27 protein-coding genes are annotated in these 21,330 nt (G+C 70.0%); 12 read left to right on the forward strand and 15 right to left on the reverse strand.

Features of this window, described 5'->3' with window-relative positions:
* Positions 1-143: 143 nt before the first annotated feature.
* Positions 144-311: a DUF3117 domain-containing protein gene (locus ACRSBM_RS35790; protein ID WP_084402065.1), complete on the reverse strand. Its 168-nt coding sequence runs from the start codon at positions 309-311 to the stop codon at positions 144-146.
* Between the two features lie 209 nt (positions 312-520).
* Between ACRSBM_RS35790 and ACRSBM_RS35795 the strand changes: the two genes are divergently transcribed.
* Together ACRSBM_RS35795 and ACRSBM_RS35800 are read left to right on the forward strand one after the other, a co-directional pair.
* Positions 521-1,318, forward strand: coding sequence for a PaaX family transcriptional regulator (locus tag ACRSBM_RS35795; protein WP_434450604.1), 798 nt, complete (start codon positions 521-523; stop codon positions 1,316-1,318).
* A gap of 10 nt (positions 1,319-1,328) precedes the next feature.
* Positions 1,329-2,114 carry an enoyl-CoA hydratase-related protein gene (locus ACRSBM_RS35800; RefSeq protein WP_434450606.1) on the forward strand — a complete coding sequence of 262 codons (786 nt, stop codon included), beginning with the start codon at positions 1,329-1,331 and terminating at the stop codon, positions 2,112-2,114.
* 6 nt (positions 2,115-2,120) lie between these two features.
* On the opposite strand, the gene ACRSBM_RS35805 is transcribed toward ACRSBM_RS35800, so the two are convergent.
* The 5 genes from ACRSBM_RS35805 to ACRSBM_RS35825 are packed head-to-tail and all read right to left on the reverse strand — an operon-like array spanning position 2,121 to position 4,353.
* Positions 2,121-2,660, reverse strand: coding sequence for a DNA-3-methyladenine glycosylase I (locus ACRSBM_RS35805; RefSeq protein ID WP_434450608.1), 540 nt, complete (start codon positions 2,658-2,660; stop codon positions 2,121-2,123).
* On the reverse strand, positions 2,657-3,058 hold the full coding sequence (locus ACRSBM_RS35810) for an SRPBCC family protein (RefSeq protein WP_434450609.1): 402 nt from the start codon (positions 3,056-3,058) through the stop codon (positions 2,657-2,659). Before ACRSBM_RS35810 ends, ACRSBM_RS35805 begins: the two co-directional genes overlap by 4 nt.
* Positions 3,042-3,341 (reverse strand): DivIVA domain-containing protein, encoded by a 300-nt coding sequence (locus tag ACRSBM_RS35815; RefSeq protein WP_434450611.1) that lies wholly within the window; start codon positions 3,339-3,341, stop codon positions 3,042-3,044. The genes ACRSBM_RS35810 and ACRSBM_RS35815 overlap by 17 nt, the downstream gene beginning before the upstream one ends.
* Positions 3,338-4,030: a permease prefix domain 1-containing protein gene (locus ACRSBM_RS35820; RefSeq protein ID WP_434450613.1), complete on the reverse strand. Its 693-nt coding sequence runs from the start codon at positions 4,028-4,030 to the stop codon at positions 3,338-3,340. Before ACRSBM_RS35820 ends, ACRSBM_RS35815 begins: the two co-directional genes overlap by 4 nt.
* Positions 4,015-4,353, reverse strand: a complete 339-nt coding sequence (locus tag ACRSBM_RS35825; protein ID WP_434450615.1) for a PadR family transcriptional regulator — start codon at positions 4,351-4,353, stop codon at positions 4,015-4,017. Before ACRSBM_RS35825 ends, ACRSBM_RS35820 begins: the two co-directional genes overlap by 16 nt.
* Positions 4,354-4,482: 129 nt before the next feature.
* Between ACRSBM_RS35825 and ACRSBM_RS35830 the strand changes: the two genes are divergently transcribed.
* The 4 genes from ACRSBM_RS35830 to ACRSBM_RS35845 are packed head-to-tail and all read left to right on the forward strand — an operon-like array spanning position 4,483 to position 8,883.
* Entirely contained in the window at positions 4,483-5,643 is a 1,161-nt protein-coding gene (locus ACRSBM_RS35830) for a cytochrome ubiquinol oxidase subunit I (protein ID WP_434450617.1), read from the forward strand.
* On the forward strand, positions 5,643-6,266 hold the full coding sequence (locus ACRSBM_RS35835; protein ID WP_434450619.1) for a cytochrome d ubiquinol oxidase subunit II: 624 nt from the start codon (positions 5,643-5,645) through the stop codon (positions 6,264-6,266). The genes ACRSBM_RS35830 and ACRSBM_RS35835 overlap by 1 nt, the downstream gene beginning before the upstream one ends.
* On the forward strand, positions 6,236-7,585 hold the full coding sequence (locus ACRSBM_RS35840; protein ID WP_434450621.1) for an ABC transporter ATP-binding protein/permease: 1,350 nt from the start codon (positions 6,236-6,238) through the stop codon (positions 7,583-7,585). The genes ACRSBM_RS35835 and ACRSBM_RS35840 overlap by 31 nt, the downstream gene beginning before the upstream one ends.
* On the forward strand, positions 7,582-8,883 hold the full coding sequence (locus tag ACRSBM_RS35845; protein WP_434450623.1) for an amino acid ABC transporter ATP-binding/permease protein: 1,302 nt from the start codon (positions 7,582-7,584) through the stop codon (positions 8,881-8,883). Before ACRSBM_RS35840 ends, ACRSBM_RS35845 begins: the two co-directional genes overlap by 4 nt.
* On the opposite strand, the gene ACRSBM_RS35850 is transcribed toward ACRSBM_RS35845, so the two are convergent.
* Positions 8,815-9,741 carry a glucosyl-3-phosphoglycerate synthase gene (locus tag ACRSBM_RS35850; RefSeq protein WP_434450625.1) on the reverse strand — a complete coding sequence of 309 codons (927 nt, stop codon included), beginning with the start codon at positions 9,739-9,741 and terminating at the stop codon, positions 8,815-8,817. The genes ACRSBM_RS35845 and ACRSBM_RS35850 overlap by 69 nt on opposite strands.
* Complete coding sequence (locus tag ACRSBM_RS35855) at positions 9,741-10,079, reverse strand: hypothetical protein (RefSeq protein WP_434450627.1); 339 nt, start codon at positions 10,077-10,079, stop codon at positions 9,741-9,743. The genes ACRSBM_RS35850 and ACRSBM_RS35855 overlap by 1 nt, the downstream gene beginning before the upstream one ends.
* A gap of 118 nt (positions 10,080-10,197) precedes the next feature.
* Between ACRSBM_RS35855 and ACRSBM_RS35860 the strand changes: the two genes are divergently transcribed.
* Positions 10,198-11,691: a CocE/NonD family hydrolase gene (locus ACRSBM_RS35860; protein ID WP_434450629.1), complete on the forward strand. Its 1,494-nt coding sequence runs from the start codon at positions 10,198-10,200 to the stop codon at positions 11,689-11,691.
* A 10-nt stretch (positions 11,692-11,701) separates the two neighbouring features.
* On the forward strand, positions 11,702-12,754 hold the full coding sequence (locus ACRSBM_RS35865) for a winged helix DNA-binding domain-containing protein (protein ID WP_434450631.1): 1,053 nt from the start codon (positions 11,702-11,704) through the stop codon (positions 12,752-12,754).
* On the opposite strand, the gene ACRSBM_RS35870 is transcribed toward ACRSBM_RS35865, so the two are convergent.
* From ACRSBM_RS35870 to dapE, 3 genes are read right to left on the reverse strand one after another with little or no spacing between them, the layout of a single operon-like run.
* Positions 12,725-13,276 carry a TIGR00730 family Rossman fold protein gene (locus ACRSBM_RS35870; protein WP_434450633.1) on the reverse strand — a complete coding sequence of 184 codons (552 nt, stop codon included), beginning with the start codon at positions 13,274-13,276 and terminating at the stop codon, positions 12,725-12,727. The genes ACRSBM_RS35865 and ACRSBM_RS35870 overlap by 30 nt on opposite strands.
* Positions 13,258-14,034 carry a TIGR00730 family Rossman fold protein gene (locus tag ACRSBM_RS35875; RefSeq protein ID WP_434450635.1) on the reverse strand — a complete coding sequence of 259 codons (777 nt, stop codon included), beginning with the start codon at positions 14,032-14,034 and terminating at the stop codon, positions 13,258-13,260. The genes ACRSBM_RS35870 and ACRSBM_RS35875 overlap by 19 nt, the downstream gene beginning before the upstream one ends.
* Before the next feature lie 17 nt (positions 14,035-14,051).
* Positions 14,052-15,119, reverse strand: a complete 1,068-nt coding sequence (gene dapE / locus ACRSBM_RS35880; RefSeq protein WP_434450637.1) for a succinyl-diaminopimelate desuccinylase — start codon at positions 15,117-15,119, stop codon at positions 14,052-14,054.
* Positions 15,120-15,179: 60 nt separating this feature from the next.
* Here dapE and ACRSBM_RS35885 point away from each other — a divergent pair, with 60 nt between their 5' ends.
* From ACRSBM_RS35885 to ACRSBM_RS35895, 3 genes are all read left to right on the forward strand, one after another.
* The gene (locus ACRSBM_RS35885; RefSeq protein ID WP_434450639.1) at positions 15,180-15,593 is read left to right on the forward strand and encodes a hypothetical protein; all 414 of its coding nucleotides are present in this window, start codon (positions 15,180-15,182) and stop codon (positions 15,591-15,593) included.
* A gap of 197 nt (positions 15,594-15,790) precedes the next feature.
* Positions 15,791-16,747, forward strand: a complete 957-nt coding sequence (gene dapD / locus ACRSBM_RS35890; RefSeq protein ID WP_434450641.1) for a 2,3,4,5-tetrahydropyridine-2,6-dicarboxylate N-succinyltransferase — start codon at positions 15,791-15,793, stop codon at positions 16,745-16,747.
* 136 nt (positions 16,748-16,883) lie between these two features.
* A complete protein-coding gene (locus ACRSBM_RS35895; protein ID WP_434450643.1) occupies positions 16,884-17,789 on the forward strand; it encodes a hypothetical protein in 906 nt (301 codons plus the stop codon).
* Between the two features lie 3 nt (positions 17,790-17,792).
* On the opposite strand, the gene dapC is transcribed toward ACRSBM_RS35895, so the two are convergent.
* Together dapC and fdxA are read right to left on the reverse strand one after the other, a co-directional pair.
* Positions 17,793-18,884, reverse strand: a complete 1,092-nt coding sequence (dapC, locus tag ACRSBM_RS35900; protein ID WP_434453360.1) for a succinyldiaminopimelate transaminase — start codon at positions 18,882-18,884, stop codon at positions 17,793-17,795.
* Positions 18,885-18,886: 2 nt separating this feature from the next.
* The gene (fdxA, locus tag ACRSBM_RS35905) at positions 18,887-19,213 is read right to left on the reverse strand and encodes a ferredoxin (RefSeq protein WP_434450645.1); all 327 of its coding nucleotides are present in this window, start codon (positions 19,211-19,213) and stop codon (positions 18,887-18,889) included.
* 161 nt (positions 19,214-19,374) lie between these two features.
* Between fdxA and ACRSBM_RS35910 the strand changes: the two genes are divergently transcribed.
* Positions 19,375-20,088 carry a GNAT family N-acetyltransferase gene (locus ACRSBM_RS35910; protein ID WP_434453361.1) on the forward strand — a complete coding sequence of 238 codons (714 nt, stop codon included), beginning with the start codon at positions 19,375-19,377 and terminating at the stop codon, positions 20,086-20,088.
* Here ACRSBM_RS35910 and ACRSBM_RS35915 read toward each other — a convergent pair.
* Positions 20,064-20,432 carry a hypothetical protein gene (locus tag ACRSBM_RS35915; RefSeq protein WP_434450647.1) on the reverse strand — a complete coding sequence of 123 codons (369 nt, stop codon included), beginning with the start codon at positions 20,430-20,432 and terminating at the stop codon, positions 20,064-20,066. The two genes, ACRSBM_RS35910 and ACRSBM_RS35915, sit on opposite strands and share 25 nt — an antisense overlap.
* A gap of 52 nt (positions 20,433-20,484) precedes the next feature.
* The gene (mshB, locus tag ACRSBM_RS35920; protein WP_434450649.1) at positions 20,485-21,321 is read right to left on the reverse strand and encodes an N-acetyl-1-D-myo-inositol-2-amino-2-deoxy-alpha-D-glucopyranoside deacetylase; all 837 of its coding nucleotides are present in this window, start codon (positions 21,319-21,321) and stop codon (positions 20,485-20,487) included.
* Positions 21,322-21,330 lie beyond the last annotated feature (9 nt).

Below are 21,330 nucleotides of genomic sequence, written 5' to 3' on the forward strand. Positions count from 1 at the left end.
CACGGTTGGACCTCCCCTATTGCATTAACGACCGCTCATTCTCACCCAGGCCGCCGCCCCGGCTCACCTGGGGCGAGAACGAAGCGATGCCCCGGTCTCCACTGTGGAAACCGGGGCTCGAACTGCTTCCTCGCCGGGATGCCTCAGCCGGCGGCGGCCCTCAGCGCGTCGCCCAAGGCGCTGGCCTCGTCCGCCGACATCTCGACGACAAGGCGCCCACCACCCTCGAGCGGCACGCGCATGACGATGCCGCGTCCCTCCTTGGTGACCTCGAGGGGACCGTCGCCGGTCCGGGGCTTCATGGCCGCCATCGCGTGCTCCCTCCGTCAACATCTTCCCCGTCCGGCCAGGCCGGATCTGCTCCATTCTCCCCTATGGCGACTCAGGGGCGAAACCGAACCGATCTTTTGGCGAGTCCCGGCGGCGGTTGTCGATCTTGACTTGTCGCTGATCATCGCCCGTTTCCACGACAACGCAACACTTTCGGCACGCTCCGGCGCGGCGTGACAGACTGGGCAGGGTGCGAGCCCGTTCCGCGCTCTTCGACGTCTACGGTGGCCACCTGCGCGAACGCGGTGGCGCCGCCACCATCGCCGCTCTCGTCCGGCTGCTCGAACCGCTCGGCTTCGCCGCGCCGGCCGTCCGCACGGCCGTGTCCCGCACCGTCCGCCAGGGCTGGTTGCGGCCGACGAGACTGCCCGACGGCCCTGGTTACGCGATGACACCTCGCGGGGAACGCAGGCTCGACGAGGCCGCCGCCCGCATCTACCGCACCGGGCCGTCCACGTGGGACGGTCGCTGGCACGTCGTGGTGCTGGAGGAGATGCCGGGCCGCGACTCGCGCGACCACCTGGCGTCGGAGCTGCAACTGCTCGGCTACGGCGCACTCGGTCCTGTGACGTGGATCGCGCCCCGGCCCTCACCGGAGCTCGCCGACGTGCTGGCCGCCGGGGAGGTTCCCGCACGAACTTTTCACGGTTCACACGACGGTGGGGACGCCGAGCTCGCCGCGAAGGCCTGGGACCTGGCCGAACTGGGGCGGGACTACGCCGCGTTCGTCGCGCACTGGCACGAGACGGTGTCCGTTGTGGACGAAACCGACGACGCCGCGGCGTTCGCCGCCTCGCAGCAGCTGCTGCACGCGTGGCGGAAGTTCCTGTTCCGCGATCCCGGTCTTCCTGCTGAACTGTTGCCACCGGACTGGCCGGGGCACGCGGCAGCGTCGTTCTTCGACGAACAGACGCTGCGGCTGGCACCGGGCACGAGTCGGTTCGTCGACGAGTGCCTGCGGCCGGTGCGCAACGTTTCCACTGCTTGATGGAGGTCCAGTGTCCGAGCTCCTCGTCGACGACGCCGATGGTGTGCGCACGCTCACGTTCAACCGCCCCGAGTCGTTCAACGCCTTCACCGTCACGCTGAAGGAGTCGTTCCTCGCCGCGCTGAAGGAGGCGGCGGCCGACGCGTCGGTGCGCGCGGTGGTGATCACGGGTGCGGGCAGGGCGTTCTGCGCGGGGCAGGACCTCAAGGAGCACATCGGGTTGCTGCAGGCCGGTGACCCCGCGCCGCTCAACACCGTGGAGAAGCACTACAACCCGATCGTGCGTGAGCTGATCGGCATGCCGAAGCCGGTGATCGCCGCGGTGAACGGCAGCGCGGCCGGTGCCGGCGCGTCCCTCGCCTACGCCGCGGACCTGCGCATCGCGGGCGCGTCGGCGAAGTTCCTGATGGCCTTCGCGAACGTCGGCCTGACCGCGGACTCCGGCGCGTCGTACACGCTGCCGCGGCTGATCGGCCTCGGCCGCGCGACGGAGATGATGCTGCTCGCCCAACCCGTCGGCGCCGAGGAGGCGTTGCGGATCGGCATGGTCAACCAGGTCGTGCCGGACGCCGAGCTGCTGTCCACCGCGCACGCCCTGGCCGCTCGGCTGGCCGCCGGGCCCACGACCGCGTACGCGAAGATCAAGGAAGCGCTGGCCGCGGCGGCGGACGGGACGCTGGAGGACGCGCTGGAGGCCGAACGCCGCACCCAGGCCGACTGCGGCGCGACCGAGGACCACCGCGAGGCCGTGGACGCGTTCGTGCACAAGCGCGCCCCGAAGTTCATCGGCCGCTAGCCAGGGTCACTTCGCGCGGAAACACGTCGAGATGTGGTCGTCCACCATCCCGGTGGCCTGCATCAGCGCGTAGCACGTAGTGGGGCCGAGGAACTTGAAGCCGCGGTTCTTGAGTTCCTTGGCCATCGCCTTCGACTCGGTCGTGATCGCCGGGACGTCCGCGATCGTCGCGGGCCGGACGTGGCCGGCGGGCGCGAACGACCACAGCAGCGCGTCCAGGTCGACGTCCTGCTCGACGATCACGCGGGCGTTGTGGATCGCGGCGTCGATCTTCAGCCGGTTCCGCACGATGCCCGCGTCGGCCATCAGCCGTTCCACGTCGGCCGGCCCGAACTCGGCGACCAGCTTCGGGTCGAAGCCGCCGAACGCCGCGCGGAACGCCGGCCGCTTGCGCAGGATCGTGATCCACGACAGGCCGGACTGGAACGCCTCCAACGACATCCGCTCGTACAGCTCGGCGGTGCCGTGCAGCTCCACGCCCCACTCGGTGTCGTGGTAGGAGACGTAGTCCGGGGTCGAGTCGCCCCAGGGACAACGGGAGATCACCGGTACTCCTCGGCGAAACGGGCGAACCGCCGCAGCGAGCGCCGCAGCGCGAGCATGAACAGCGGCTTCACCGACGGGAAGAAGAAGGGCACGTCGAGCCGTTCGGTCCACACGAAACGGCTGCCGCGCACGGCGAACACACCGGTGCCGCGGACCACGCGGCCGAGGTGCAGGACCTCGACGGCGTGCGGCGGGTCCCAGCGCGTGATCCGCATACGGTCGGAGACGCCGAACGTCACGGCCTCGATCTCGCTGCCGGCCGACCGCCCGTCGCCCGAGACGACCGACACGCGCGTGCCGAACACCCACTCCCGCTGGCGTTCCCAGTCCGTCACGGCCCGGAAGATCGTGTCCGGCGGCGCGGCCACCTCGACGGACAGCTCAAGCTCGGTGCTCACTGCTCTCCAGCTCCTCGACGCGCGCCCGCAGGGCCTCGACCTCGGTCGCGAGCCGCTGCAACGCCCAGTCGACCTCGCTCATCTTGTAGCCGCGGAACACCTGCTGGAACTTCAGCTCGCGGACGTCGTCCGGGGTGATGTCGTCGGCGGGCAGCCGCGTCGGCGAGGCGCCGGGCGGCAGCGGGGCGAGCTCCTCGCCGCGCCCGAACACCAACGCCGCGAGCAGGAACACCACTGCCGCGACGGCCACCATCACGATCAGGTAGAGAAGGGCGTTGGTCACGCGACGATCGTGGCACAGCTCAGACTGCGGCGAGCGAGCAGACCGAGCCGGACGATCACGATCCAGGTCGCCATGCTCGCGATGGTCATCGGCAACGACTGCACCAGCCGCGCCACGTCGAGGTGCGCGGTCGCCAGGATGATCGAGAGGTTGCCCAGCAGCACGGCGCCGACGGCCGCGAGCGCGATCGTCGCACCCAGCTTGGCCAGCAGCTTCGCGTCGTACTTGCGAGCGAGGACCCGGCCGAGGAGCAACGCCACGAGCGCCACCCCGGACGCGATGCCGCTCGTCAGGTCGTTGGCCTTGGCGACGAACAGGTACCAGGAAGGCGGCATCGTGCTGAAGTCCTGCCACGGCCCGATGAGCAGCATCCGGCCGTACTCCCAGGCCATGTGCATCAACGGCAGCACGATCGCGAGCCAGATGAGCGTGCGCGTGCCGTACGCGACGGCCAGCTCGGCCTGGTACTCGTTCGCGATCTCGCGGACCGGGCCGAACTCCTCGACCGCGCGTTCCTGGGCCTCGCGTTCGGTCAGCCCGCGGTCGAGGTGCGCCTCGGTGGCGTCGGTGAGGCTGTCCCGGGTCTCGGTGAGCAGGTCGCGGACCTGCCTGCGCGAGCCCCGCAACCTCGACCCGAGGTCGGTCACGTACCTGTCGATCACGTCCGGCCCCATCACGACTGCGCCCACTTGCCATCACCTCCCAGCACTCCGTCGATGACCGTCGTGAACTCCCGCCACGCGGTGCGCTCGGCGTTCAGGGCCCGTTGTCCCGCCTGCGTGAGCTGGTAGGTGCGGCGCTTGCGCCCGCCGACCGTGCTCCAGTCGCTGCTGACGTGGCCCGCCCGTTCCAGCCGGCGCAGTGCCGGGTAGACAGTGCCGGTCGGGAGGTCCAGAGCCCCGCCGCTGCCCTGCTGCAACGCCTCGATGATCGCGTAGCCGTGCAGCTGCCTGCCGTCGAGCGTGGCCAGCAGCAACGCGTCGAGGTGGCCGCGTAGCGCGTCGGGCTTCATGGGTAGCGACTCTACTGATCCGGCACTGGATCCGGTCCCTGATCTGCGGTCAGGGTCAGCCCTGAGATACCCCTGAAATGGGCGTTTCCGGGTTAATAAGTAGCTTACCTACACATAGTGTCCCTACCCATGAGCGCAGTAGACCTCGCCCGGCTCCAGTTCGCGTTGACGACGTCGTTCCACTTCCTGTTCGTGCTGCTCACGCTGGGCCTGGTCACCCTGCTCGTGATCATGCAGACGCGGTTCACGATCACCGGCGCGCCCGTGCACGAGCGGATGACGCGGTTCTGGGGCCGGATCTACGTGATCAACTACGCGCTCGGGATCGTCACCGGCATCGTGATGGAGTTCCAGTTCGGGCTCAACTGGTCGGGTCTCGCGACCTACGCCGGTGACGTGTTCGGGGCACCGCTCGCGCTGGAGACGCTGGTCGCGTTCTTCCTGGAGTCCACATTCCTCGGGCTGTGGATCTTCGGCTGGGGCAGGCTGAACCGCTGGCTGCACCTCGCCCTGCTGTACCTGACGGCACTCACGGCGTTCGCGTCGGCGTTCTGGATCATGGCGGCGAACGGGTTCCTGCAGAACCCCGTCGGCTACCGGATCGACGGGGACGTGTTGCGGCTGGACGACTTCGGCGCGCTGCTGACGAACCCGGCCTTCGGTTCCGCGCTGCTGCACGTGATCTTCGCGGCCATCACGACCGGCGGTGTCTTCCTGACCGGGGTCTCCGCCTACCACTTCATCAGGCGCACGCCCGAGGTCGACTTCTTCCGGCGGTCGCTGCGGCTGGGCGTGGTCACCACGGCGCTGGCCACACCGTCACTGATCGGCGCCGGGTTCGCGCAGTTCCCGGTCATCGCGAAGTTCCAGCCGGACAAGACCGAGGCGGCGCCGTGGATCGGGGCGCCGCTCGGGTTCATGATCCTGATCGGGATGGCGCTGACGACGGCCAGCTGGCTCACCCTGCCGCTGCTGGTCAGGGACGCCGTGGTCCGGCTGCGCTTTCCGTTGTACTTCATGGTGATCGGTATTCCGCTGCCGTTCGCGGCGGGGATCTTCGGGTGGATGTTCCGCGAGATCGGACGGCAACCGTGGCTGATCAACGGGTTGCTGCGCACCGAGGACGCGGTGTCGCATGTGGACGCCTCGCAGATCCTGTTGTCGCTCATCGTGTTCACCTTCCTGTTCGTGCTGCTGGCCTGCGTCGACTGGGTGCTGATCGCACGCGCGGTCCACCGCGGTCCGGACGTGGCGCCCGCCCCGGTCTCGCCTCTGGTGGTGACGCTCTGATGGAAACGCTCTGGCTGGCCGTGCTCGGCACGCTGACCGCCGGATACTTCGCGCTGGCCGGTTTCGACTACGGCACCGGGCTCCTGCTCCCGTTCCGCAGGCGAGACGTCGCCCTGCGGCGCATGAACCCGTTCTTCCTCGGCAACGAGGTGTGGCTGGTCGCCGCGATCGGCGTGCTGTTCGCGGCGTTCCCCCGGCTCGAAGGCGAACTCCTGTCCGGCGCGCACAGCACGTTCACGCTGATCCTCGCCGGACTGGTCCTGTTCATGACGGCCGTGCAGCTGAGGCTGTGGTGGTGGCTGGTGTTCACCGGCGCGCTGATGGTGTCCGTGGGCTGGGGCCTGTTCCTGGCGCACCTGCTCGACGCCCCCTGGCCGGTCGCGTTCGTGCTGCCGGTGCTGTTCGCCCTGCACGGCTGGGTGTTCCAGACCCGGCGGTGGAAGGTGTTCCCGCTGACCGCGGCGCTCTGCGCGCTGCCGATCCCGCTCGCGTTCGGCTCGATCGACGTCAGCGGACTGATGGCCCACCCCGACACGCTCACCCTGCTCGCGTGGGTCGCGATCCCGATCATCCCGCTGGTGGTGGTGCTGCAATGGTCGATCGTCGCCATCTCCTCGCGCTGATCCCCATCCCGTTCCTCGTGCTGGCGCAGGCCGAACTGCTCGCGTCGGTGCTCAGCGGCGGCACCGGATTTCTCCTGCTGTGTCTTGTCATCGGCGCGAGAGTGCTGGTGTGGTGGGCGCATCGCGAATGGGCTCATCGAGCGGCCGAACGAACGCGCGCACGGCTGAGGGAAGCGTTCCTGCGCTCGCCGGGCACCAAGGCCGGTGAGGTCGCCACGCTGGTGACGCGCGGCGTGCACGACGTGACGCCGTACGTCGTCGGGTATGTGCCGCAACAGGTTCTGGCCGTGGCCGTGCCGCTCGCGGTGGTGGTCAGGCTGGCGTTCGCCGACCTCACCGCGGCTTTGACGATCCTCGCGACGCTGCCGTTGATCCCGATCTTCGGTGCACTCGTCGGCGCGCACACCCGCGAGAGGACAGCCCGCCAGTGGGAGGCGCTGGCCACCCTCGGCGGACATTTCCTCGACGTGGTCCGGGGAATCGGCACACTGCGGGCGTTCGGGCGGGCCGAGGCCCAGTCCGCGACGGTCCGCAAGCTTGCCGCCCAGCACATGTCCGAGACGATGTCCGCGCTGCGCGTCGCCTTCCTGTCGGCGTTCGTCCTGGAGCTGGTGGCCACGATGTCGGTGGCGCTGGTCGCGGTGCCGGTCGGGCTCCGGCTGCTCGGTGGCGGAGTCCCGCTGCACACCGCGCTCCTCGTGCTTTTCCTGGCACCGGAAGCATTCCTGCCGCTGCGTGCCGCGGGAGCGCAGTACCACGCGAGCGCACAGGGCCGCGAAGTGCTCGGCAAGGTGCCCGCGCCGCCCAGCCGTGGTGGCGTGACACCGCCGGACCTCACCCAGGCCGAGATCGTGTTGGACAACGTGTGTGTCCGCAGCCTGGAGAACTTCTCGCTGCGCATCCGGCCGGGCGAACGGATCGCTCTCGTCGGCCCGAGTGGCGCGGGCAAGAGCACGGTCCTGGGGCTGCTGCTGGGTTTCGTGCGGCCGGACGCCGGACGCGTGCTCGTCGGCGGTGTCGACCTCCGGGAGATCGACCAGGAGAAGTGGCTGGAGGCGCTGTCGTGGGTGCCGCAACGCCCCACGCTCGTGCCGGCGAACCTCTCGTCCGGCGAACAGCAGCGGGTCGCGCTCGCCACCGCGCTGAACCGGCGCCGGGCCGCCCTGTTCCTGCTGGACGAACCGACCGCGCACCTCGACGCCGAAACGGAGTCCCTTGTGCTCAAAGCGACACGCGACTTCACCCGAGGACGAACGGCCGTGATCGTCGCACACCGGCCCGCACTGCTGGGCGAGGTCGACAGGGTGGTGCGGGTATGAGACTCGCGATCTTCGTCGGCGTCCTCGCCGAACTCGCCGGCGTCGGCCTCACCGCGACGGCCACCTGGCTGATCATGCGCGCCGCCGAGCACCCGCCGATGGCGGCATTGACCGTGGCGATCGTCGCCGTCCGTACGCTCGCGCTGGCCAAGGGCGTGCTGCGCTACCTCGAACGCCTGGCGGGCCACAAAGCCGTGCTCGGCGAGGCCGTCGAACTCCGCGGCCGGGTCTACGACGACCTCGTGCGCCGCCGGCACATCCCGTCCGGCACGGCACTGACCCGCATCGTCACGAACGTCGACCAGCACCTCGACACCAGGCTCCGCACGACCCTTCCGTGGCTCACCGCGGCCCTCGTGAGCGCGGTCGTCGTGGTCGCCTCCGGCTTCTCCCTCCCGCTGATCGCTGGCCTGCTGATCACCGTCGTCCTGCTGCCCTGGCTCGCGCTCCGCAAGCCGGAGGACCTCACGCCGTTGCGCGCGAAGCTGACCGAACAAACCACCGACCTGGTCCACAGCAAAGAAGAACTGATCGCCTACGGCCTGTTCGACGAGAAGCTCTCCCAAGCCACCGAGACCGCGAAAGAGCTGTCCCGCAAGGAACGCACGAGAGACCTGACCCCACTGGCGGTCGCCGTCCAGTTCGGTGCGGCGCTGCTCATGCTCGTCCAGGGCGAGCCCGCCTGGCTGATCATGGCCGCCGTCGCCACGTTCGAGATCACGATCCCGCTCGCGGCCACGACCAGGCCCGTCGCGGAACCGGTCGACGAGCCCGAACCCGCGCACATCCCAGAAGCCCCGGCGGTACACGGAAAGACGGCGATCGTCGGCCCGAGCGGCGCGGGCAAGACCACGTTGCTCAACGCCATCGCGCACCGGCTGGAGCCGAGCAGGGGCGCGCTGGCCGACGCCCACGTCTTCCACACCACGGTCCGCACGAACGTCCTGCTCGCGAAACCCGATGCCACGCAGGCAGAACTCGACCGGGCGGCCGGGATCGCCGAACTGGACCTCGACTGGGACCAGGTCGTCGGCGAACGCGGCGAGGAGATCTCCGGCGGCCAGCGCCGGCGCCTGGTCCTCACCAGGTCGGTGCTGGCGAACCCCGAGGTCCTGCTCCTCGACGAACCCACCGAAGGACTCGACCCGGTCCAGGCCGACCGCGTACTGCGGAAGGTCCTGGACGACTGCCAGGGCACCGCACTGGTCGTGACGCACCGCGAGGAGCAGCTAGCGCTCTTCGACCACGTGCATCATCGGGGGCCGGTCAGCCACGAGCACGCCGGTCGAGTCGGGTAGCCACTCGCCGCCGACCTGCACGAACTGCGTCAGCGTCTGATCGTCCGGGGCACCGGAGCCCGCCTCGACCCCGCACCGGGCCAGCGCCGTCCCCATGATCTGCGACGACATCGCGCCGAGCTGCAGCAACGACCGGTTCCGGTGCTTGCGCACGCCCAGGTTCACCTGAGCCAGCGCCGGCAACCCGTGGAGCCGGTGCACGTCCAGCAACAGCCCGATCTCCACCCCGTACCCGGCCGCGAACGGAACGGACTCCAAAAAGGACCGGGTGGCCGCGTACTCACCGCCGAGCGGCTGCACCACACCGGAAAGCTCCGGCCGCAACGTGTTCAGCAACGGCCGCGCCACCAGTTCGGTGACCCGGCCGCCACCGGTGCTCTCCAACCGCAGCGGCCGGCGGTAGAACCCCTTCACCAGGTGCACGTCACCGTCCAGCAGCAACGGCCCCAGCAACGCCGGGACGAACGCGGTCTCCGGGTCCACCAGGTCGGAGTCCAGGAAGACGACCAGGTCACCGGTGGTCGCGGCGAGCGACCGCCACAGCACCTCGCCCTTGCCGGGCAACGGTTCCAGCCATGGCACGACGTCCTCGCGCAGCACGACCCGCGCCCCGGCGGCGGACGCGACGGCGACGGTCCGGTCGGTGGACCCGGAGTCCATCACGACCAGCTCGTCGACGAGCGTCCCGAGCAGCGGCCGGACCACGGAGACGACGTCGCCGACGGTCTCCTCCTCGTTCAACGCCGGCAGCACGACCGACACCGTCCGGCCGCGCTTCGACGCCACGAGCTCGTCGGCGGTCCAGGGCGGGTGCTGCCAGGTGTGCGAGGCGAACCAGGCTTCGACGGAGGGCAGCATCAGGCCAGCGCCCGCACTGCCCGAGCCGGCGGACAGGTCCCCCGCACGCTCGCCACCATCTCCACGACCTTCCTCGCCTGCCTCACTCCGGACGCACGAACGGCGCGTGCTCCGGACATCGCGGCCACTGTGGCAGCCGCGAGCGTGAAGTCCTCGTCCCCTGCCGGGATCGTCACCACGTCCACATTCTCGCCCAGCGACGGCAGGTCCAGTTCGCCGTCGAACTCGACGATGTCAGCACCGTCGGCAACGGCCTGAGGCAGGGCATCCGCGCTGGTCAGACGGGCAACGACCAGCACACGGTCGGTGGGCAGCTCGGTGACGCGGAATCGGTTCACACCACCCAGCGTAAACAGTGAGCTGACTCACAGCCTCTTGCTACTCACGAGTAGGAACCTGTTTAACTCACCAGTAGCAATCCCTGTGTGATCTACGTCATGGTCAAGGAGGACCAGCGTGCGACGATCACTTGTTCTGATCCTGGTGCTATTCACCGCCCTGCTCGGTGCGCCCGCCGCCACCGCCGCTCCCGGGCACCAGATCACTTACAAGACCATTCCCGGCGTCGGTGGCACCTCACTGAAGGCCTTCCTCATCGAACCGACCGGTCAGGGCGACGGCCCGTTCCCGTTGCTCGTCATGCCGTCGAGCTGGTCGATGCCCAACATCGAGTACGTCGGTGCCGCGGCCAAGCTCGCCAAGGAGTCCGGCTACGTCGTGGTCAGCTACACCAGCCGCGGCTTCTGGGACTCCGGCGGTGAGATCGACGTCGCCGGGCCGGACACCGTCGGCGACGTCAGCCGGGTCGTCGACTGGGCCATCGCCAACGCGCGCGCCGACAGCACCAGGGTCGGCGCGGCCGGGATCTCCTACGGCGCCGGGCAGTCCCTGCTCGCCGCCGCGAACGACCCGCGCATCAAGGCCGTGGCCGCGCTCAGCACGTGGACCGACCTGGCGAGGTCGCTCTACCCGAACACCACCGTCAACCGGCAGGCGGTCGAACTGCTGCTGGCCGCCGGACACGCCACCGGACGTCCCGGTCCCGTCCTCGACGAAGCCGAGGACGCCTACCGCGACGGCAGGTTCTCGGACGTCGTGCCGATCTCCGCCGGTCGGTCGGCGGCCTCGAAGATCGCGCAGATCAACGCCAACGGCACCGCGGTGATGATCGGCAACGCCTGGAACGACGGGCTCTTCGCGCCGGGCCAGGTCGCCGACTTCTACTCGTTGCTCAGCGGCCCCAAGCGGCTCATGCTCTCGCCGGGCGACCACGCCACCGCCGAACTGTTCGGCGCGGCCGGGCTGCCCAACGAGATCTGGGAGTCGGCCGGCCGCTGGTTCGACCGGTACGTCAAGGGCACGGCCAACGGCATCGACGCCGAACAGCCGGTGCGGCTCAAGCCCAACAACGGCGGCCCGTGGAGGACGTTCGGCGCGTGGCCGGCCGGCGCGTCCGACACGACACCGCTGGAGGGCAAGAGGATCCACGCGGGCTGGAACACCGTGGCCGACAGCGGCACGCTCCTGGTCTCCGGTGCGCTGCAAGGGTTCCTGAACATCCCGACCGGGGTCTCGCTGCCGTTCGTCGACCGCAACGTCGCGGGCGTGTGGAGCGGACCGCGGTACCCGGACGGCGTGACCCTCGCCGGCACGCCGAAGCTCAAGCTGACCGTGACACCGAGCGCGGAGACGACCACGTTGTTCGCGTACCTGTACGAGGTCGGCCCGCTCGGCCTGGGCTCGCTGGTCACGCACAAGCCGGTGAAGGTGACCGGCGCCGGCCGCACGCGGACGCTCGACGTCGAGCTGGAACCGACGCTGTGGAACGTCGGCGCCGGCAACCGGCTGGCGCTCGTGATCGACACGGTGGACCCGCGTTACGCCTCGGAATCGACGCGTGGCTCAACCGTCACCTTCGGACCGTCGAGCCTCACGGTGGTGAAGGCGTAAGAATGTCCGGGTGGACCTCACCCGGACGCAGGTGCTCCTCCACCGGATCCATCAGCACGAACTGGACCGGCGGGTCGCGGACGCGGCCGAGCTGGCGGTGTTCTCCCTGGGCCTCCAGGACAACACCGCCGGCTCGGCCGTCCTGAGCCTCGCCGCGCGTCTCGCTGAGCCGAAGGCGGACGACTTCACCCTGACCTGGTCCGTGCGCGGTGCTCCCCACCTGCACCGCGCCGGCGAGCTGAAGGCGTTCGCCCGCGCGCTGTGGCCGTGGAGCGACGCCGACGCACGAGCCCGCGCCGCGCGTCCCAAGGTGGACGACATGCTGGCGTCGTTGCGGCACATCGCGACGGCGATGAGGTCGATCGTCACGAAGCCGATGACCAAGGGCGAGGTGAGCAGGGCGCTGACCCCGTTGGCGCCCAGGCAGACGATCGAACCCTGCCGGGGCTGCGGGACCGAGCACGTCAGCGACCCGATCTTCCGGCTCGGCGCCCTGCCCGCGGGTCTCCGGATCGTCCCGGAGGAGAAGACCGTGACGTTCGAACGCATCTACGGCTGGCCTGGGGTGCCGCGCCGGACCGCCGGGTTCGACGAGCTGGTGCACCGGTACCTGACGCTGCACGGCCCCGCCGGACCGTCCGAAGTGGCCGGTTACTTCGGCACCACGCTGCGCGAGATCAAGAAGCGGTGGCCCTCCGAAGGCCTGACCGAGGTCACCGTCGAGGGCCGCAAGGCGTGGCTGCCGCAGGACGTGGAGATCGCCGACGCCGCGCCGCCGGACGTGCGGCTGCTGCCGCCGACCGACCCGTACCTGCAGGCCCGCGACCGTGACCTGCTGCTGCCGGACAAGGCCGCGCAGAAGGACATCTTCCGCGTCCTCGGCCGGCGCGGTGCGGTGCTGGTGGACGGCGAGATCGCGGGCTCCTGGCAGGGCAGGGTGGTGTCCGGCAAGCGGTTCGAGGTGACGGCCACGCCGTACCGCCCGCTGCCGGATCTCCTGCCGGAGACCCAGATCCTCGCTCAGGCCAAGGGACTAGCCGACGCAAGCGTCAAGAGCGACTGACACGTCGTCGGTGACGATCAGCGACGTCAGCGCGGCGTGCGAGACGAAACCCTTGTCCCGCAGCTCGGTCAGCCACTCGACGAGTCCCTTGTAGTGGTTGTCGACGTCGAGCAGCACGACCGGCTTGGCGTGCATGCCCAGCACGCCGGCGGTCCACACCTCGAAGAACTCCTCCGCGGTGCCGATGCCGCCGGGCAGCGTGAGGAACGCGTCGGCCTTGTCGTCCATCATCCTCTTGCGCTCGCGCATGGTGTCGACGACGTGCAGCTCGGTCGACTCGCGGTCGGCGATCTCCCTGGTGGCGAGGCCCTTCGGGATCACACCGTAGGTGTGCGCGCCACCGGCGCGGGCTTCCCGCGCCACCGCGCCCATCATCGACGTCTGCCCGCCGCCCCAGACGAGGTGCCAGCCGCGTGCCGCGATCTGGCGCCCCACCTCGGCGGCGAGGTCGATGTAGCTCTGCGGGACCGTCGCGAGACTTCCGCAGTAGACGGCGACGTACATCAGTGCGCGTCCGCCCATGCCTGGTGCGCTTCCTTGACCACGCGCACCGCGTCCTCGATGTCGTCGGTCAGGTGCAGCAGCGCGAGGTCCTTCTCGCCGACCTTGCCGCCCTCCAGCATCGAGTTCTTGATCCAGTCGTAGAGGCCCTGCCAGTACTGGGTTCCGAACAGCACGACCGGGAACTTCGTGACCTTCTTGGTCTGCACCAGCGTCAGCGCCTCGAACAGCTCGTCGAGCGTGCCGAAACCACCCGGCAGGCAGATGAACGCCTGCGAGTACTTGATGAACATCGTCTTGCGCACGAAGAAGTAGCGGAAGTTCACGCCGAGGTCGACCCACGGGTTCAGGCCCTGCTCGAACGGCAGCTCGATGCCGAGCCCGATCGAGAAGCCGCCGGCCTCCGAGCACCCGCGGTTGACCGCCTCCATGACTCCGGGGCCACCACCGGTGATGGCCGCGAACCCGGCCTGGGCCAGCGCCGCGCCGAGGTCACGGCCGAGCTGGTACTCCGGGTGGTCGCGGCCAGTGCGCGCCGATCCGAAGACCGTCACCGCGCTGGGCACCTCGGCCAGCGCGCCGAACCCCTCGACGAACTCCGCCTGGATCCGCAGCACGCGCCACGGGTCGGTGTGCACCCAGTCCGACGGTCCCCGCGAGTCCAGCAGGCGCTCGTCGGTGGTGGTGAGCTCGTCCCTGCGTTCACGCCGCAGCACGACAGGCCCGCGCTGCTTCTCCTTCGGGCGCTCGTCCACGACGCCGTTCTTTTCTTCCGTCATCACTGAGATCCTAGTGATCAGTCCAGCAGAAAACGCTGAAGCACGGCGAAACACTCGGTGATCTGCCGGACCGGCACGTTCTCCTCCTGGGTGTGCGCCAGCGTCGGATCCCCCGGCCCGAAGTTGACGGCGGGCATGCCCAGCGCCGCGAACCGCGCCACGTCCGTCCACCCGAGCTTGGCCACCGGCGTGCCACCGGCGGCGGTGACGAGCTCCTGCGCCGCCGGGGCGTTCAGGCCGGGCAGCGCACCGGCCGCGGAGTCCGTGACCGTGACGTCGAAGCCCTCGAAGACCTCGCGGAGGTGCTGTTCCGCCTGCTCCACCGTGCGGTCCGGCGCGAACCGGTGGTTGACCGTGAGCACGGCCTCGTCCGGCACGACGTTGCCCGCGACGCCGCCGCCGATCCTCACGGCCTGCAGGCCCTCGTGGTAGTGGCAGCCGTCGATCTCGGGCTGCCGCGGTTCGTACCGCTCGAGCCTGCGCAGCGCCTCGCCCAGGCGGTGGATGGCGTTGTCGCCCATCCACGCCCTGGCGGTGTGGGCGCGCTTGCCGCTCGTCCTGACCTCGATGCGCATCGTGCCCTGGCAACCGGCCTCGACCGTGCCGTTCGTCGGTTCGCACACGATCGCGAGGTCGCCCAGCAGCCACTCCGGGAGGTCGCGCTGGATGCGCGTGAGGCCGTTGCGCTCGGCCTCGATCTCCTCGCAGTCGTAGAAGACGAACGTCAGGTCGTGCCGCGCGTTCTGGCTGAGGGCCGCGATCGCGAGCATGACCGCGTCGCCGCCCTTCATGTCGACGGTGCCGCAGCCGTGCAGGATCTCGCCCTCACGCCGGCTCGGGAAGTTCTGGTTGATCGGCACGGTGTCCAGGTGCCCGGCGAGCACCACGCGGCGCTCCCTGCCGGCGTTCGTCCGCGCCAGCACCGCGTTCCCTGATCGGGTGATCTCCAGGTGCGGCGCGTGCAGCGTGAGCGACCGCTCGACGAGGTCCGCGATCTCCGCCTCCTCCCCGGACACGCTGCGCACATCCACGAGCGCGGTCGTCAGGTCGATCGGGTCGGCGAGAAGATCAAGGGTGTCGGACACGGCGTTCACCCTACCCAGGACGGTTGGGCGCTAGGCCGATCAGCCGATACGGTGCGGAGCGTGATCAAACGCACACTCCTGGTCATGTCCCTGCTGCTCCTTGCGACCGGGTGCGGCGAGGCTCCGGCGGCCTGCGACCGGCAGTGTGCCGAGATCCGGGCGTTGTTCACCGCCCCGTGCGGCTCCCAGCCGAGCTACACGCCGGCCGACTGCGCCGCGTGGGTCGCCGCCGTCGACTCCATGACCCGCAGCCTCGACTCGTCGTTGCAGGGGAAGCTCGTCCAGCAGGATGTCAGCGAGGTCCTGCCCCGTCTGAAGACCGCGGTCGGCGACTTCGAGGCGCACAGGTGCGCCGAGGTGGACGTCGACAACGTGTCGAGCACCGATTCGCGTCACTCCAAGTGCAACGAGGCCCTCATCGCGACGCGCGGTGACCTGGGCTCGCTGTACTTCAGCGCCGAAGTGCCCGACTGACCGCTCGCCCGCCGTTGCTGAACGCGGGGCGGGCGGCGGCTCGCGGCGGCGGCACAGGCGGGCAGCAGCACGGGCGCAGGCGGCGGGTGCGGGCAGGCGGCGGCGCGGGCGGGCAGCAGCACGGGCGCAGGCGGCGGGTGCGGGCAGGCGGCGGCGCGGGCGGGCGGCGCGCAGGTGGCGGACTAAGCTCGGTACCCGTGAGCACCGCATACGGCATCGGCTTGGCCACTGTGACCCCGGACGGCACCGTCCTCGACACCTGGTACCCGTCCCCCGAACTCGGTGGGACGGCGGACCTGGGCACCGTTCGCGTGTCGTCCACCGAGATCGCGGAAGCCCTGGGCGAGTCCGCCGCGAAGCTGCTCGGCGAGGACCTCGAACGCGGCGTCGAGATCGTCGGCGTCCGGGTCGCCATCGACCTCGACGCGGCCCCCGCGGACACCTACGACGTCTGGCTGCGGCTGCACCTGCTCAGCCACCGTCTGGTCAAGCCGCACGGCGCGAACCTCGACGGCCTCTTCGGCCTGCTGACGAACGTCGTGTGGACGAACCACGGCCCGTGTGCGGTCGACGGCTTCGAGCAGACCCGCACGCGCCTGCGCGTTCGTGGGCCGGTGACGGTCTACAGCGTCGACAAGTTCGCGCGCATGGTCGACTACGTCGTCCCGTCCGGCGTCCGCGTCGGTGACGCCGACCGCGTCCGCCTCGGCGCCCACCTCGCCTCGGGCACGACGGTCATGCACGAGGGCTTCGTGAACTTCAACGCCGGCACGCTCGGCAGCTCGATGGTCGAGGGCCGCATCTCCAGCGGCGTCGTGGTCGGCGACGGCTCGGACGTCGGCGGCGGCGCGTCGATCATGGGCACCCTGTCCGGCGGCGGCAAGCAGGTCATCAGCGTCGGCGAACGCTGCCTGCTCGGCGCGAACGCCGGCCTGGGCATCTCGCTCGGCGACGACTGCGTGGTCGAGGCTGGTCTCTACCTCACCGCGGGCACCAAGGTCACGCTGCCGGACGGCGAGGTCGCCAAGGCCGCGTCGCTGAGCGGACAATCGAACCTGCTGTTCATCAGGGACTCCGTCACGGGCACGGTGAAGGTGAAGCCCCGCAAGGGCACCGGCGTCGAGCTGAACGCCGCGCTGCACGCGAACGACTGAGAGAGCGAGCCTCTTTCAGGAGACAAGCCGCTTCTAGGACAAGCCGCTTCTGAGAGTTGAATACAGTGTCCGGGGCCCGGTCTGCTGAGGCAGGCTGGGCCCTTGCCGCCTGCGGGACCGGGTCAGGGAGGTGCACGTGCTGAAACAGCGACTCGAGTTGAACGCTCGCGCCGCGATCGAACGTGCTCTCCAAGGGGCGCAGTCGGAGGACTCCTTCGTCGAGTTCAAGACCCAGTGGCCGGTCGACCACGGCAAGGCGGCGCGTCAGATCGCCGCGCTGTGCAACGCCGCCCGCGGGTCCGAGGCGATGTGGATCGTCGGCGTCGACGAGAAGGGCCGGTACGTCAAGGGCGCACCGGCCGAGGAGCTGTCGAGCTGGTGGCCCAGGGTCGAGAGCCACTTCGACGGTGTCGCACCAGGGCTGACCACGGTCGCGTTCGACTGGGCGCGTAACCGCACAGTCGTCGTCCTCAGCCTGCAGACCGACAACGCGCCGTACGTGTTCGTCACGAAGAAAGAGCCCTACAGCAGGGAAATACCGTGGCGCTCCGGTGAACGCACGCGCAGTGCCCGTCGCGGCGAGGTGCTGGAACTGCTGGTGCCCAAGCTGGACATGCCCGGCTGGGAGTTCGTCAGCGCCCGCGCCACGCTCAGCCAGCACTCGCCGACGCTGCGGTTCGAGGGCGACCTCTACCTGGAGACGAACCAGCCGTTGTCGTTGCCACACCACCGATGCCACTCGTACGCGACGTACGGGCTCGACAGCGAGACGGTCGACCTGGCGTTCAGCTTCCGCACGAACACGCGGGACGTGCGGGCCGTCGAGCGCGTGGTGCGGGTCGCGGAACCGGCCGTGCTGCACGTCAGCGCGGACGCCGACGTGGAGCTGGACTCGTTCCAGGACCTCTGGGACCTGCACTGGCACCTCGTGCTGGGCCTCGGCCTGAGCGGTGAGGAGATCAGCACCAGCGTCCGCCTGACGACGGACGCCGTGCCGCCCAACCAGTTCACCCGCCGGGTCTGGTCGGCCCTCAAACCCTGAGAATCAGGCGCTGAGCCGCTCCACCGCGGCCGCGATCCGCTCGTCGGTGGCCGTCAGGGCGACCCGCACGTGCTTCGCCCCCTCCGGCCCGTAGAACGTGCCGGGAGCCGCGAGGATGCCGCGGTCGGCCAGCCAGGAGATCGTCTCCCAGGCGTCCTCACCGCGCGACGACCACAGGTAGAGCCCCGCCTCGGAGTGCGACACGGTGAACCCGGCCGCCTCCAGCGCGGGCTTGAGCACCTCGCGGCGGGCGAGGTAGCGCGCCCGTTGCTCGGCCACGTGCTCGTCGTCCTCCAACGCGGCCCGCATGGCCTCCTGCACCGGCCGCGGCACGATCATGCCCGCGTGCTTGCGCAGCTCCAGCAGGCCCGCGACCAGCTCCGGGTCGCCGGTGACGAACCCGGCCCGGTAGCCCGCGAGCGACGACGACTTCGACAGCGAGTGCACGGCGAGCACACCGTCGAAGGAGTCCACCACCGAGGGATGCAGCACCGACACCGGCGAGGAGTCCCACGGCAGCGCCAGGTAGCACTCGTCCGACGCCACCACGGCACCGGCAGCGCGAGCCGCGGCGACGGCCTCACGCAACTGCTGAGCCGAGAGGACACGGCCGGTCGGGTTCGACGGCGAGTTCAGCCACACCAGCCTCGTGCCGGCGGGCGGAAGCTCCCCGTCGGCCAGGCGCACGACCGTCGCGCCCGCCAGCAGCGCGCCGACCTCGTAGGTCGGGTACGCCACGGACGGCACGGCCACGATGTCGCCGGGCCCGACGCCGAGCAGGGTGGGCAGCCACGCCACGAGCTCCTTGGAGCCGATCGTGGGCAGCACCGCGTCCGCCGTCAGCCCCGCGATCCCGTACCGCCGCTCCACCGCGGCGACGAAGGCCGCGCGCAGCTCAGGGGTGCCGTGGGTGGTCGGGTAGCCGGGGACGTCGGCGACCGACGACAGCGCGGACCGGATCACCGCGGGGACCGGGTCGACGGGCGTGCCGACCGACAGGTCGACCACGCCACCGGGGTGCTTGCGCGCCTTGGCGGCGTGGCCGGCCAGCGAGTCCCACGGGAAGTCCGGCAGCGCCGGACCTCCGCGCCGGATGATCAATGTTCCTGGGCCTGCGGTGCGAGCGCCTTCACGAACTCCGGGTCCGCGCTGACCTTGCCGACCTTCGAGGCGCCACCGGGCGAGCCGAGCTCGTTGAAGAAGTCGACGTTCGCCTTGGTGTAGTCCTTCCACTCGTCGGGGACGTCGTCCTCGTAGTAGATGGCTTCCACCGGGCACACGGGCTCGCACGCGCCACAGTCCACACACTCGTCGGGGTGGATGTAGAGCATCCGGTCGCCTTCGTAGATGCAGTCGACCGGGCACTCTTCGATGCACGCCTTGTCGAGCAGATCCACGCACGGCTGGGCGATCACATAAGTCACTGCGCTCTCCAACTTCATCGGTCACACCGCGCAAGCCGGAGAGTACGCGGCAGGTTCGAGTATCACCCGGTCAGGCTTGCCTTAGCTGCACGGTGTCCCACGTCACAACGCCTGACCGGAAAATCGCTGGCCACCGGGGTCAGGATGGACGTGTGCACACCGTGGACCACCTGGAAACGCTCTGCGCGCGAGCATGGCCCGCCCTGGCAGAAGTCCCGCTTGGAGACTGGTTGATGCGCGCCGCCGCAGGGTTCACCGGACGCGCGAACAGCACGTTGACCTGCGGCGATCCCGGCATGCCGATCCCGGACGCGGTGACGGCCGTACAGGGGTTCGCCCGCGGGCACGGCATCAAACCCACCGCTCATGTGATCATCGGCTCATCCTGGGAGCGGGAGCTCGCGGCCGCGGGCTGGCGGGTCGACCTCGACCATCCCGGCGGCGCGGAGTCGCTGGTGATGACCGGTCCGCTGGAAAAGTTCGCCGAGGGCGTAGCCGAGAGCCGTGATCTTCCCGGATGGTGGGAGCTCACGGCCGGATCCGAGGTGTCCGCCGCCCAGCGGCACGTCCTCGGCAGCGGCGGCAACGTCTGTTTCGCGAGTGTCACCCAGGACGAGACCGTGATCGCCGCCGTGCGTGGCGCCGTGGTCGACGACCTGCTGCACGTGGCCCGTCTCGCCGTGCGGCCCGCACACCGCCGTCAGGGCCTCGCACGGCGCCTCATGGGTGAGCTCGCGGGCTGGGGCCTCGACCATGGCGCCACGACGTGCGTGCTCCAGGTCGCCGAGCACAACGAGGCGGCGATCAGGCTGTACGAGGAGCTCGGCTGCACCGAGCACCACCGCTACCGCTACTGGATCCCCGCGGTCTCGTAGCGGCTCGGCCGGTTCGCCGCGTTGCGTGCCATCACGGCGCCCACGGCCACCGCGCCGGGCAGCATGCCGCCCACGACGAGCAGCACGCCGCGCCAGTCCTGCAGCAGCAGGGTCCTTCCGCTGATGCCGCCCGGTTCGAAGTAGCCGAACACGAGTGTGGTGAAGAACCACACGAGCAACGGCAGCGCGGCGACGATGAGCCGCTCGGACAGCGCGGCCGCCCAGGACACGAGGGCCGGTGTCGTGACCATGGCCACCACGGCCGTGATCGGGAACGGCAGGTCCCACAACCGCGGCAGCAACGTGCCGTCGAGCCGCAACGGCAGGAAGATCGTTTCCAGCACAGCGAGCACCGCTGCCCCGACACACATGAGCAGCAACAACAACACTCGCCGGCTAGCGGTCACCCAGTCCTCCGAACAGATCCGTCTCGGCGCCCTCCGGCGAGCCCTTCGCGAGCACGTAGTACTCGGCGCCGACCAGCGGCTGGGCGATGTCGTTCGACAACGCGTAGCCGCTGTCCCACACACTGACCTGCGTCGAGTGTGCCCGCAACGCGCGGCGCTTGGCCGCCAGGTGCCCGGACACGTCGACAACCGTTGTGATCTCTTCATCCGGCGTCACCGGCAGCTCGCCGGGCTCGGGCAGCCGGAACGCCTCGGGGACGTCCTCCAGCGCGGCCACACCGGCGTTCGTGGCGTCGCGGGACGTCACCGCGTAGAAGACCCGCTCGACCTCGGAGACCTGGGCACAGGCGGCCACGGTGATCTCGTGTGCGCGGATGTGGTCCGGGTGGCCGTAGCCGCCGAACGCGTCATAGCTCACGACGACCTGAGGCTTGACCTCACGCAGGATCTCGACCAGCTGGGCGGTCTGGTCGTCCAGTGCTCCCTGGATGAACGCGCGTGCGTGCGCGTTGGACGGCACGTCGGCCATGCCGGAGTCGCGCCACCGGCCGATGCCGCCGAGGAACCTGTGGTCCGTCACGCCGAGCGCGGCGCAGGCGGATCTGAGCTCGCCCACGCGGTACCCGCCCAGCTGGTCGGCGGCGTCGGCGGCCAGGTGCGCCAGCGCGGGCGGGATGATCTCGCCCTCTTCTCCCAGCGTGCAGGTGACGACCGTGACGTGCGCGCCGGCCGAGGCGTAGCGCGCGATGGTGCCGCCGGTCCAGAGACTCTCGTCGTCCGGGTGGGCGTGCACGAAGAGCAACCGTGGTGGGGCAGTCAGCGTCACCGGAAAAGA

The organism is Lentzea xerophila (assembly GCF_051094245.1).
GTDB lineage: Bacteria > Actinomycetota > Actinomycetes > Mycobacteriales > Pseudonocardiaceae > Lentzea > Lentzea xerophila.